Raw genomic sequence first — 12,737 nt, 5'->3', positions numbered from 1 at the left:
CCCTGCGGGCTCAGACCAGCGCCTGCCGGATGGCCGAAGCAGCCTGAGCCGTCGTCAGCGTGCCGCCGAGGTCGGGCGTGCACCGCAGGTCCGCGACGGTCCGCCGTACCGCTGAGCGGATCGTCTCCGCCTCTTCGGTGCGGCCCGCGCAGTCCAGCAGCAGGGCGGCGCTGAGTACGGCGGCGACGGGGTTGGCGCTGCCGGTGCCCGTGAGGCCGGGCGCGGAGCCGTGGAGGGGCTCACACAGGGCGAAACCGGTCCGCGGGTTGAGGTTCGCCGAGGCCGCGATGCCGGGGCCGCCCGCGAGCTGAGCAGTGAGATCGCTGAGCACGTCTCCGTGCGCGTTGTTCGCCACGATCACGTCGAACTCCGTCGGATCCCGCACCAGCTCCATGACCGCCGCGTCGACGTACAGATGACGGGTGGCCACCTCCGGGTGGCGGGCAGCCGCTTCCCCGAAGCAGCGCTGCCACAGCGACCCGTTGTGGGGCACGGCGTTGGCCTTGTCCACCAAGCAGACCGACCGGGCGGCACGGGCGAAGGCGAACTCCATGGCCCGGCTCACCCCGCGGTAGGTGCTCACCTCGGTGTCGATCGCCGTCTCGTGCACGGTGCCGGGGCGCACCGCACCGCCGACACCCACGTACAGGCCCTCAGTGTTCTCCCGTACCACCATGCAGTCCAGCGCCCTGCGGGCGGGGTCCCGCAGCGGGCTGAGGCGGTCGTGCAGCAGCCGCGTCGGTCGGTGGTTGACGTACAGGTCCAGGTCGAAACGCAGCCGCAGCAGCACATCACGCGCATACCCGGGGTCGGTGACCCGGGGGTCGCCGACCGCGCCGAACAGGGCGCCCTCGCACCGTTGCACCCGCGCGAAGTCCTGATCGGACAGCGCGGTGCCGGAGGCGAGGAACCGGTCGGCGTTGATGTGGTCGAGCAAGTCGGGTTCGACGTCGGGTGCCACCTCCCGAAGGGTCCGCAGCGCTTCGGTGGTGACTTCGGGCCCGATGCCGTCGCCGGGTATCACAGCGATGCGCCACACGGTTCCTCCTGCGAGTGGGAGAGTGCTGGTGAAGGGGGCGTCAGTCGCGGACTGCGGCCCGGGCGACGGCCGCTGAAGGCTGCGGCATCCATGCGGGCCTGGCCTGCTCGTGCCGGGCTATGGCGTCCTCGGCGCGCAGGGTGACTTCGATGTCGTCGAGGCCGTTGAGCAGCAGCCAGCGTGCCCGCGCGTCCACCTCGAACCGCCGGCGATCCTCTCCGTCGCGCACCTCTCGCGCGCCCAAATCGATGGTGAGCGTGAACGAGGGGTCCCGGTCGGCGCGGTCGAGGAAGCCGCCCACCACCTCGTCCGGCAGCCGAACCGCGAGCACACCGTTGCGCAGGGCGTTGCGCTGGAAGATGTCGCCGAAGCTGGGCGCGAGCACCGCGCGCACCCCCCAGTCCCGCAGTGCCCACACCGCGTGCTCGCGGGACGAGCCGGTGCCGAAGTGGGGACCGGCGAGGAGGATGCTCGCGCCGTGGCGCTCGGGCCGGTTCAGGACGAACCCGGGGTCCTCGCGCCACCGGGCGAACAGCGCGTCGGCGTAGCCGGTCTTGGTGAGGCGGCGGCAGTGCCGCGCGGGGATGATCTGGTCGGTGTCCACGTCGCTGCGGCGCAGCGGAAGGCAGCGTCCGGTGTGCTCGGTGAGCGCTTCCATGTCTGTGCTCTCTCGCTTTCTGGCTTGGAAGCCGTCCGTCGTCCGGCCCGGCCCGCCCCGTGTGGTCGGGGCCGACGGCGCCCGGCTGTGGCACCGCAGGCCACGTGGGCCGGCGCTCGGCGGTGGCAGACGAGCGTCAGTCGAGATCGGCGAGGGAGGCGAGCCGGCCGGTGACGGCGGTGGCCGCGGCCATGGCAGGCGAGACCAGGTGGGTGCGGGCCCCGTTGCCCTGGCGTCCCTCGTAGTTGCGGTTGGAGGTGGAGGCACAGCGCTGTGCGCCCGACAGCCGGTCCGGGTTCATGCCCAGACACATCGAGCAGCCCGAGAACCGCCACTGCGCGCCCGCGGCCTCGAACACCTCGTGCAGCCCCTCCGCCTCCGCGGCGCGGCGCACCTGCGTCGAGCCAGGGACCACCAGCATCCGCACACCGGGCGCCACTTTCCTGCTGCGCAGCACCTCGGCGGCGGCGCGCAGGTCCTCCAGGCGGCCGTTGGTGCACGAGCCGAGGAACACCGCTTCGACCGCGATGTCCCGCATCGCGGTTCCCGGCGTCAGGCCCATGTACGCAAGTGCCCTGCGCGCTGCGGCCTGTTCGGCGGGGCCATTCAGCTTCTCGGGGTCGGGCACGCGGTCGCCGATGCCGACCGCTTGGCCGGGGTTCGTGCCCCAGGTGACCTGCGGGGTCAGGGCCGAGGCGTCTATGTGCACGGTGCGGTCGAAGACGGCTCCCTCGTCGGTGCGCAGTCCCTTCCAGTACGCGACCGCCTGCTCCCACTCCGCACCCCGCGGGCTCTCCGGGCGCTCTCGGAGGTAGGCGAGCGTCGTTTCGTCCGGTGCGACGAGGCCGGCGCGCGCACCGGCCTCCACGCTCATGTTGCACAGCGTCATCCGGCCCTCGACCGACAGCGCCCGCACACTCGGGCCCCGGTACTCCATGACGTGCCCGTGCGCGCCGTTGGCGTCGAGGCGGGCGAGCAGCGCGAGCGCGAGGTCCTTGGCCGTCACATCGTCCGGGGGCAGACCGGTGAACTCGGCGGCCAGGGTTTTGGGGCGGCGCAGCGCGACCGACTGGGTGGCGAGGACGTGCTCGACGTCGCTCGTCCCCACACCGAAAGCCAGCGCACCGAACGCGCCGTGGGTCGAGGTGTGACTGTCACCGCAGGTCACGGTCATGCCGGGTAGGACAATGCCCAGTTCGGGGCCGACCACGTGCACCACGCCCTGGCGGGCGTCACCGTGGCTGAAAAGCCGGATGCCGTGTGTGCGGCAGTTCTCCCGCAGGGTCTTCACCTGGAGGGAGGCCACGGGATCGGTGATGGTGAGGGAGTCAGTGGGGACGTTGTGGTCCTCGACAGCCAGGGTCAGGTCCGGGCGGCGGACTCGGCGCCCGGCCGTGGCGAGCCCGTCGAACGCCTGCGCCGAGGTGGCCTCGTGGATGAGGTGCACGTCCATGTAGAGCAGATCGGCGCCGTCGGGATCGCGGTGGACGACGTGCGCGTCCCACACCTTGTCGATCAGGGTGGTGGGGCCGCTCATGCGTCGGCCCGCGCGGCGGGGAAGCGGTCGTCGAGGCGCTTAGCCAGATCTTCGAGATCTTCGCAGAACCCGACCGGTGTGTTGGCGACCAACTCCTCGTACAACTCGTCCACCCGGCCGTCGTCGTCGTCCACTCCGATCCGGGTGAGCAGATAGCGTAGGACAGCCCGGCCCGAGTGCCGACCCACGAGCAGTGAACGCTCGCGGCCGAACCGGTGCGGATCGAGGAACTCGTAGTTAAGGGGATTCTTCAGCATGCCGTCCTGGTGGATTCCCGCCTCGGTGGCGAAGGAATTGACGCCGACGACCGCCTTGTTGCGGTAGGGCGGCAGTGCGATGGCCTCCGCCAGCAACTCGTGGGCCGGGTACAGCCGTTCGAGTCTGATGTCCGTGGTGGCGCCGTACTGTTCGCTCTTGTAGGCGAGTACGGCGGCCAGCTCCTCCAGCGGGGTGTTTCCGGCCCGTTCCCCGATGCCCCCCAGGGTTGCCTGGATCTGGTCCGCCCCGGCCTCGATCCCCGCCAGGGCGTTGGCGAGGGAGAGGCCCATGTCGTCGTGGCAGTGGGTGGACAGGATCACCTCGTCCGGCAGCCACGAGCGGACGGCCGCACACAGAGTTCCGTACTCGTGCGGCGTCGCGCAGCCTGTCGTGTCGGCGAGGATGACCGTGCCCGCCCCGCACTCGACCGCCGTCGAGACCAGTGCCTTGATGTGATCGAGCGCGCCCCGGCTGGCGTCCTCCACGCCGAAGGAGACGTCGGTCGCCCCGAGTTCGACGGCCAGTCGGATCGCGTCGCGCACCTCCGCGACCGACTCCTCCCGGGTGATGCCGCGCTTGTGCCGCAGATGGAGGTCGCTTCCGGTGCCGCAGATCTGCACCTGGTGGCGGGGGTGCGCCCCGCCGGCCAGCATGGACTTCCGCACGTCGGAGATGGAGGCGCGGTTGAACGTCGCGAACCGCGCGGTGGTCAGATTCTGGGCGATCAGCCGGGTCGCCTCGGCGTCCTCGGCCGACGAGCCGGGGAACCCCGCCTCCACCACGTCTGCGCCGTACGCCTCGGCCGCCAGCGCCAGTGCCACCTTGCGCTGAGCCGACATGGCATTTCCCGGCGCTTGTTCCCCGTCGCGCAGCGTGGCGTCGAATACGGAGATGCGGCGGAGTTCGGATGCGTTTCCTGTGGTCACCTGAAGGCCCCCTGGAAAGTGTCGAGTGCCGTTCCGTGCGGACGGGCGCGCCCGCCGGTCGTCGGCCGTTCCGCCTCCGGCACGGGGGAGATGATAAATGTGTCGGGAGGCCGGGAGTAGTTTTTCATGCTCGCTTGAAAGACCCTGGTATCACTGAAATGAGAGATGGTTAGTGAAGGAATTTTCGGGCTAGCGTGACACAGCCACCCACGAGCCTGCGCGCAGGAGTTGGAACCCGTATGCCTTCCGAAGATTTCCGTGTCGACATCCTCTGTGCTACCTACAACCGCTCCGCGTTGCTGCGTGGGGCCATCGAGAGCGTGCTGGCCCAGACCGCCACTTACTGGCGCCTGGTGATCGTTTCGGACTCCTCGACGGACGACACCAGGGACGTCGTCGCCGAGTACGACGACGCGCGCATCACGTTTCTGGAGTGCGCACCGCGCAGGCGCCCCGGACCGGTGCGCAACGTCGGCCTCGCGGCCTCGTCGGCGCCGCTGGTCGCCTACCTGGACGACGACGACCGCTGGCGCCCCGACCACCTGGCCGAGGTCACGCGCCGCTTCGCGGACGGCGCCTCATGGGTGGTCGCGGGCAGCACCTATGTCGACGACAGCGGAGAACAGCGGGTGCCGGCCCGGGTGCTGGGCAGCGTCTGGCACCCCGAGCTCCAGCTCGTCGCCTCCCTCTTCGAACCCTCCAGAGTGGCGCACAGGCGTGCTCTGCTCGACCGACTGGGCGCCTGGTCCGAGGGGCAGGGCATCAACCGCGACGACTGGGAGATGTGGCTGCGGTTCGCCGACGACGGCCAGTCGGTCGTGGTCGCGGGGGAGCCCACGGTGGAGATCCGGGCCAGCGGAACGACGATGCGGCATACCGACGCCTACGCCGCCGACGCGTACCCACTCGTCGTGGGCCGGGCGGGCTCCCCGGAGGTGGCCCGTGCCGCCCTCGGCGAGCTGCGCACGGCACCGCTGCGTGAGCGGTTTCACACCCTGCACCGCACCGCCACCCGCGCCTGGCTGGCCGACATCCTCTCCTCCGGGCGGGCGGCCCTGCCGCCGGGGGTGCACAGCGACCAGGCACTCGCCGAGTGGGACCGGCTCAACTCCGGCCCGCTGACCGAGGGCGCGCAGCCGCTGGTGGACGAACTCGTGGCCGACGGGGGCGACATCGTATACCCCGTGCCGTGTCTGCACAGGGCACACGGGCAGCGGATCGAGCGGCTGCTGCGGAACCGGGACCGGGAGCGCCTTGACCTGGTGGCGCGGACCGTGGAGCGCGCCGTGGAGCGCCGGGCGCGCTGAGCGCGGCCGAGACGCCCGGCGCACCGCACGCCGCCGCGGGGTCCCGTGTGTCCTCCCGGGATTGTGCACGGGCACGGAATATTCCGTAAGTGGGGAGCAGGCTATTTCGCCGCCATCTGAAACTCGTTGCACTGATCTCCCGGGGCGGTAAGACTGCCTTCGATTTGCCGAACTCGGCTGTCTCAGCCGAGGTTTCGTCAGCCGAACCGGGGGGCTCAGTGCAGCGAATTCATTTCTCTGTCCAGGACCTGACGCGCATCACTGTCGCGCCGGGAGGGGACCCTGCGGTGGAAAGTGCCTTCGCCGCCGAGCTGTTGCGCCGCCGCGGTGGTGGCGCGGTCTTCGGCCGCTGGCGGGATCTCGTGGCCAAGAGGACGGCGATGCGGTATCCCGCACGGCGGGCCGCCGGCGAACACCCCCGTCCGCTCGGATCGCCGGGTGCCTCGCCGAGTGCCGCAGCCGTACGCCCGGGTCCGGCCCGGCGGGCGGCACCTGGAACCGGCGCCGAGGCGTCCATGGCGTTCCACGAGCGGGCCGTGGCGCCCTACTGGAGCCGGATCAACGCCTACCTCGGGGCGGACGCCGCACATCGCGGCCGAATCCTCCTCGGCAGCGGCGTGGAGGGGCTGTTCGGCACGCTGCACACGCGCGCCCAGTGGCGGCCGCCGGTCCTGGAGATCGACAACGAGCTGGAGGAGGACATCCGCCCCGACGGCGCTGGCCTGACCCTGCTGCCGTCGCTGTTCTTGCACGGCAGACCGGTGGTCCGGGTTGCGGCCGATGCCGGAGCCGCGTTCGTGCTGGTGTATCCGGTACCGCTGGACGCGGACACCGCGGCCACCCTGTGGGACCAGCCGACGCGGCAGGACCGGGCGCTCGGCGCGCTGATGGGCCGTACTCGGGCGGGCATCCTGCTCGCGCTGACCGAGAGCTGCACCACCACGCAGCTGGGGCGCCGACTGGGCATCTCGGCGGCGGCGGCCAGCCAGCACACCACGGTGCTGCGGGCGGCCGGGCTCGTCACGAGCTGCCGCAACCTCAACACCGTCCTGCACTCGCTGACCCCGCTGGGCACGACGCTGCTGAACGACGGCGGGAGGCTCGGCGCGGCTACCGCGCGGGAGCGGGAGTACAGCGTTGCGTCCTGAGTACGACGTCGCGTCCCGAGCACGACGTCGCGTCCGGGGAACAGGCGCACGTCACACGGCGACGCACGTCAGCGGCACACGCACGGCGCCGGAACACGCACCGCGCCGCGACTCGCACGGCAGCGGAACCCGGCAGCGCACCACGCACGGCAGCGGGGACGGACACGCGGTCGCCGGCACGGGCGCCGGCCCGACGGGCTGCCACCGCCCAGGAGAAGCAGGGGAGAAGAGACGCAGTGGGCTACACCATGACCGAGCACGTCGAACGGGCCGCAGCACTCAGCACCCTGCTGCGCGGCCACGCGCGCGACCACGGGGAGCGGGAAGCCGTCGTCTTCGTCCACGACGCACTCAAGGCCGAGGCGCTCACGCTGACCTACGCCCAACTGGACCGACGTGCCGCCCTGATCGCCGCGTCGGTGCGGGCGGATGCGGCGCCCGGCGACCGGGTGCTGCTGCTCTACCCCCAGAGCGCCGAGTGCGTCGCGGCGTTCCTCGGATGCCTGTACGCGGGTGTCGTCGCCGTGGTGGCGCCGCTGCCCGGCAACTACCGTCAGGACCGCCGCAGGCTCTCCTCCATAGCCGCCGACGCAGGGATCTCCTCGGTCCTCACCGACACCGCGAACCTCCCCGGCGTCCAGGAGTGGCTCGGCTCCACCGAGTGGTCGGGGCTGCGCGCCGTCGCCACCGACCGTCTCACCGACGGCGCCGGCCTGGTACCCGAACCGGCGGACCGCAGCACCCTCGCACTGCTCCAGTACACCTCCGGGTCCACCAGCGACCCCAAGGGCGTCGAGGTCACACACGGCAACCTGCTGCACAACGTGATGGCGTTCGCTCGCGCCATCTCCCCCGACGCGCCGATGAGAGTGGGCGGCTGGGCCCCGCTCTACCACGACATGGGGCTCATCCTCCAGACACTGGCCCCCCTCGCGCTGGCCAGCACCGCGGTGCTGATGTCGGCGGTCACGTTTGTGAAGCGGCCCTACCTGTGGCTGAAGATGATCGACGACTTCGACGTGACCTGCTCGGCGGCCCCCAACTTCGCGCACGCCCTGTGCGTGGACAAGGTCACCGACGAGCAGCTTGCCGCCTTGGATCTGTCCCGGTGGCGGTATGCGGTCAGCGGCGCGGAACCCGTCCAGGTCTCCACTGCCCGGCGCTTCGTCCGCCGGTTCGCCACCGCAGGGCTCAGGGACGATGCCTTCAGCCCCTGCTACGGCCTGGCCGAGGGCACGGTGTTCGTCTCCGGCGCCTCCCGACGCGCGCTCACCGTGGCCCGTGCCGACCCCGAGTCGCTGGAGCGCGGCGAGCTGCGCCGGGTGGCCTCGGAAGCACCGGGGCGCGAGCTTCCCAGCAACGGCATGGTCAGGGACTTCGACGTGTGCGTCGTGGATCCGGAGACCCGCGCCGAACTGCCCGAGGGACGCATCGGCGAGATCTGGCTGCGTGGCCCCAGTGTGGCCCGGGGCTACTGGGGCAGGACCGAGGCGACCGCCGAGACGTTCGGCGCGCACACGACGGCCGGGAACGGCCCGTTCCTGCGCACGGGCGACCTCGGGACGCTGCTCGATGGGGAGCTGTACGTCACCGGCAGACGCAAGGACCTGCTGATCATCAACGGGCGCAATCTGCACCCGCAGGACGTCGAACACGCCCTGCGCGAGGACCACTCCGTGCTGGAAGGACTGCCGGGCGCGGTGTTCACCGTGCCCCTGCGCAACGGCGCCTCTGCACGGGGCGACGAGGCCCTGGTCGTGCTCCAGGAGGTGCGCGGCCGGCCGTCGGCGGACAGCGCGCGCGTGCTCGCGCACACCCTGCGCGACACCGTCTCGCGGGAGTTCGGTGTGCGCGCCGCCGGGGTGGCGCTGCTGCGCCGGGCTGCCGTGCGGCGCACGACGAGCGGCAAGGTGCAGCGGGCCGCGATGCGCGACCTGTTTCTGTCCGGCGGTGTGGAACCGCTGTTCGCCGAGTACGACGCCGCCTTGGAGACGGCCGTCGCGGCGGGGGAGGGGCGCCCGGCATGACCGGCACCGCCCCCGCCGCGGTGAGCGCAGCCCGGCTCCGCGACCTTCTCGACCGCGCCGCCCGCCCCGGCGGTACGCTGGACCCCGAGGCGCTCGCCGGGCTCGACAAGGCCGAGGCATTCCCGGAGGCCGCGCACCGGATGCTCGGCGAGGCGGGCGTGCCCGCGCACTACATACCCCGCGGCCACGGCGGACTGCTGCACGGGCTCGACGGGCTCTGGTCCATGCTGCGCGTCATCGCCGGGCACGACCTCACCCTCGCCGTCGCCCACGGCAAGACGTTCCTCGGCGCGGTGCCCACCTGGGTCGCGGGAGACGCCGGGCAGGCCACGGCACTTGCCGACGCCGTCATGTCAGGCGCCGAAGTGTGCTGGGGGCTGACCGAGCGTGGCCACGGGAGCGATCTGCTCGCGGGCCGTCTCGCCGCCCGGGCGCACGGCGACGCGTGGCGGCTCGACGGCGAGAAGTGGCCGATCAACAATGGGACGCGGGCACGGTTCGCGTGTGTGCTCGCGCGTACCCGCGAAGCGGGCGGGCCGCGCGGCTTCAGCTTCTTCCTCGTCGACAGGGAGACGCTGCCCGCCGGGACGTGCCGGACGCTGCCCAAAGAGCTGACCCACGGGGTGCGCGGGGCGGACATCAGCGGGTTCGCGCTGCGCGACGCGCCGGTGGCCGACGACTGCCGGATCGGCCCGGAGGGCTCCGGGCTCGAAACCGCCCTCAAGTCGTTGCAGCTCACCCGGATCTTCGCGACGGCCCTGTCCCTCGGCGCGGCCGACCACGCGCTGCCGCTCGCCGTCCGCTTCGCCGCGGGCCGCGGTCTGTACGGGCACCGACTCGCGGACCTGCCCCGCATCCGTCGCACCCTGGGGGAGGCCGCGGCCTCGATCCTGCTCGCCGAAGCAGTCGCGGTGTTCGCCGGGCGCGCGGCGCAGACCCTGCCCAGAGAACTCGGCGTGCTCTCGGCCGTCACCAAAGCGTTCGTACCCACGACGGTGCAGCGTGCCCTCGATCTGCTCGGTGATCTGCTCGGCGTGCGCGGTTTCGTGACCACGGTCTTCGCACACGGTGCCTTCGCCAAGCTCGACCGCGACCACCGCATCGTGTCCATCTTCGACGGGAGCACCGCGGTCAACCGGCACGCGCTCGCCCACTCCTTCCCGCTGCTCACCCGTGCGCACCGGGCCGGCAGCCACGACACGGCGGGAGTCGCGGCAGCGGCGCGGCACGGCGTCGACCGGCCCGCGCTGGACCCCGCGCGGCTGACACTGGCGGGTGAGGGGTGCGGCGTCGTGCGGGCGGTGCCCGCGATGGCCGACCTCGCCGACGGCCGCGGCGAGGCGGAACTGGCGCGGTCGGCCCGCGCGCTGGCCGCGGAGTCGGACCGGCTGCACGAGGAGATGGAGAGCTGCCGTCCGACGGCCGGCACCATCCCCGCCGCCGCCTTCGATCTGGCCCAACGGTACGAGCTGTGTGTCGCGGGGGCGGTCTGCCTGGCCTTGTGGCAGCACAACACACCCCCGCGCGGCAGCGGCCCGTGGCAGGGCACGCTCGGGGCGCGGGCCTGTCTGACGACGGTGCTGACGCGCCTGGGACTGCGGCCACCCGCCGGACCCGACGCCCGGGACGAGCTGGCCACCGCACTGCTCGACACCGATCCCGAAGCGGGCCGGTTCTCCCTGCTGCCCGTGCCGGAGGTGTCATGACCGCCGACAGTTTCCCCCGCGACACCACGGGATACGGCGCGTCCACCCGCGTCGACGCGCTGGAGCAGCACCTCGCTGACCCGTTCGACGACGACAACCCGCTGGGTTTCGCCGCCCTGCTTCGCGCCGACGAGCGCGGCGAGCTGTGCGCGGAGGGGGAGCGGGCCCTTGACGCGCGCCGGCTCAACGCCGACTTCGTCCCCACGGCACTCGGCGGCACCCTGTCCCGCTTCGACGACCTTGTGGCCTCGCTGCGCGCCGTGTACCGGCGCGACCCCAGTCTGGGGCTCGGCTACGGCATGAGTTCCTTCATCGCCGCCGTCAACGTCTGGCTGGCCGGAAACGAGCGTCAGCGGCGTGCCGTCGCCGACCTCCTGCTGTCCGGCGGCAGGATCGCGGCGGCCTACCACGAGCTGGCCCACGGCAACGACATGGCGGGCGCCGAGTGCGCCGTGAGGGACACCGGGGACGGGCTGGTACTGCGTGGCCGCAAGGAGGTCGTGACCAACATCCGCCGGGCCGAGGCCCTGGTCGTCTTCGCCCGCACAGACGAACGGCGCGGCAGCCGCAGCCACTCCCAGGTTCTCGTCGAACGGCGCGACCTCGACCCGTCGCGCGTCCACGATCTGCCGCGCTTCACCAGCTCGGGCATGCGCGGGGTGCCGCTGCACGGGCTCGCCTTCGACGGCTGCCCGCTCCCGCCCGGCAGCATCCTCGGGCGCACAGGCAACGGCCTGGAGACCGCGCTGCGGTCCTTCCAGATCACGCGGACCCTGCTGCCCGCCGTCATGTGCGGCCCGGTGGAGACCGGCCTGCGGGTGACCCTGCGCCACCTGCTCGGCCGCGGGCTCTACGGACGAGCGGCCACAGATCTGCCGTACCTGCGCACGGCCCTCGCCGGTGCCTACGCCGACCTGCTCGCCGTGGAGTGTCTGAGCGCCGTCACGGTCAGGGCGGTCCAGGTACTGCCAGCCGAGGTCAGCGTGTTCGCCTCGCTGTTCAAACACTTCGGGTCCGGGCTGCTGCTCGACGTCATGCACACCCTCTCCGAGCTGATGGGCGCCCACTTCTACCTGCGCACCGGGCCGTCGGCCATCTTCCAGAAGCTGCTGCGGGACGTGCGTGTCGTGGGCTTCGGACACGCCGCGCGCGGCGCCTGCGAGTCCAATGTGCTGCCACAGCTCCCGGTGCTGGCCAGGCGCTCGTGGGCGGAGCCGGACCCGCGACCCGCCCCCGAGGAACTGTTCCGGCTCGACGCTCCGCTGCCGCCGCTGGTCTTCGACCGGCTCAGGCTCACCGCGTCGGGCAGCGACCACCTCGGCGGATCGCTGGCCGCTTCGGTGTCAGCGCTGAGCGGCGCCGCCGCCGACCTCGGTGACCTCTTCGTCGACGAGCACGCCGCGCTCGCCCGCGACTGCCGCGCACTGCCCTCCGTCGAACTGGGCGTCGGTACCGGCCCGCGGTCCTCGGAGCTCGTCACCCGTACCGGGCATGTCCTCGCCGCCGCGGCGTGCCTGGGCATCTGGCGGCACAACCAGCACAGCGGAGCGCTGCCGGGCGACCCGGTCTGGGTGCAGGCGGTGCTCACCCGCCTGTACGGGCGGCTGCGGGGCCGTCCGGCCGCGTTGCCCGACGCCCTCGCGCAGCCGCTCTTCGACGAGTTGACCGCGCGCTTCGCCGCCGGGCGCGCCTTCGACCTCACCGCCCGTGTGCTCCCGGACGCGGCGACCACGGCCGCCTCCCGCCCCCCGCACCCCACTTCGCACCACGTACGCCCCACCGCGCACCACGCCGCACATCACGAAAGCACTTCGCAGGAGGAGAACTGACCATGAGCGAAGACCGGGCCGCCCACTCGCTGGAAGAGCTGAGCGACTGGCTCGCGGGCGAGGTCGCCGCGCTGCTCGGCTGCCCGCCCGAGACGGTCGACCGTGCCGCGTCCATGGGCGAGTACGGCCTCGACTCGATCGCGGGGCTGACCCTGGCCACCGCCATCGAGGACCGTCTGGGCACCGAGGTCGATCCCGTCGTCGTCTGGGATCACCCCAGCATCGACGCACTCGCCGCACACCTCGCCGGAACGCGGGCCGGCACCGCCTGAGCATTCGCTTACGCAGACTGGAGCATGTCC

General features: G+C 72.2%; 10 protein-coding genes. 6 read left to right on the top strand and 4 right to left on the bottom strand.

What is annotated here, in order from left to right; genetic code table 11:
* Positions 1-10: 10 nt before the first annotated feature.
* The 4 genes from MMF93_RS00320 to MMF93_RS00305 form a co-directional block, all read right to left on the bottom strand.
* Positions 11-1,039, bottom strand: coding sequence for an isocitrate/isopropylmalate dehydrogenase family protein (locus tag MMF93_RS00320; RefSeq protein ID WP_242748444.1), 1,029 nt, complete (start codon positions 1,037-1,039; stop codon positions 11-13).
* Positions 1,040-1,079: 40 nt separating this feature from the next.
* Complete coding sequence (gene leuD, locus MMF93_RS00315; RefSeq protein WP_242748443.1) at positions 1,080-1,697, bottom strand: 3-isopropylmalate dehydratase small subunit; 618 nt, start codon at positions 1,695-1,697, stop codon at positions 1,080-1,082.
* A 136-nt stretch (positions 1,698-1,833) separates the two neighbouring features.
* Entirely contained in the window at positions 1,834-3,234 is a 1,401-nt protein-coding gene (gene leuC / locus MMF93_RS00310; protein WP_242748442.1) for a 3-isopropylmalate dehydratase large subunit, read from the bottom strand.
* Complete coding sequence (locus MMF93_RS00305; RefSeq protein WP_242748441.1) at positions 3,231-4,418, bottom strand: LeuA family protein; 1,188 nt, start codon at positions 4,416-4,418, stop codon at positions 3,231-3,233. Before MMF93_RS00305 ends, leuC begins: the two co-directional genes overlap by 4 nt.
* Positions 4,419-4,657: 239 nt before the next feature.
* On the opposite strand from MMF93_RS00305, the gene MMF93_RS00300 reads away from it, so the two are divergent.
* From MMF93_RS00300 to MMF93_RS00275, 6 genes are all read left to right on the top strand, one after another.
* Positions 4,658-5,725, top strand: coding sequence for a glycosyltransferase family 2 protein (locus tag MMF93_RS00300; protein ID WP_242748440.1), 1,068 nt, complete (start codon positions 4,658-4,660; stop codon positions 5,723-5,725).
* Positions 5,726-6,012: 287 nt separating this feature from the next.
* Positions 6,013-6,873: an ArsR/SmtB family transcription factor gene (locus MMF93_RS00295; protein WP_242748439.1), complete on the top strand. Its 861-nt coding sequence runs from the start codon at positions 6,013-6,015 to the stop codon at positions 6,871-6,873.
* Between the two features lie 236 nt (positions 6,874-7,109).
* On the top strand, positions 7,110-8,900 hold the full coding sequence (locus tag MMF93_RS00290) for a fatty acyl-AMP ligase (protein WP_242748438.1): 1,791 nt from the start codon (positions 7,110-7,112) through the stop codon (positions 8,898-8,900).
* The gene (locus MMF93_RS00285) at positions 8,897-10,606 is read left to right on the top strand and encodes an acyl-CoA dehydrogenase family protein (protein ID WP_242748437.1); all 1,710 of its coding nucleotides are present in this window, start codon (positions 8,897-8,899) and stop codon (positions 10,604-10,606) included. Before MMF93_RS00290 ends, MMF93_RS00285 begins: the two co-directional genes overlap by 4 nt.
* Positions 10,603-12,435, top strand: a complete 1,833-nt coding sequence (locus tag MMF93_RS00280) for an acyl-CoA dehydrogenase family protein (protein ID WP_242748436.1) — start codon at positions 10,603-10,605, stop codon at positions 12,433-12,435. Before MMF93_RS00285 ends, MMF93_RS00280 begins: the two co-directional genes overlap by 4 nt.
* A 2-nt stretch (positions 12,436-12,437) precedes the next feature.
* A complete protein-coding gene (locus MMF93_RS00275; protein ID WP_242748435.1) occupies positions 12,438-12,707 on the top strand; it encodes an acyl carrier protein in 270 nt (89 codons plus the stop codon).
* Positions 12,708-12,737: the final 30 nt, after the last annotated feature.

It is taken from the genome of Streptomyces tubbatahanensis, assembly GCF_022699385.1.
Classification (GTDB): domain Bacteria; phylum Actinomycetota; class Actinomycetes; order Streptomycetales; family Streptomycetaceae; genus Streptomyces; species Streptomyces diacarni.
Note: the sequence above shows the minus strand (reverse complement) of the source record. Positions and strands in the feature narration are given on the sequence as shown.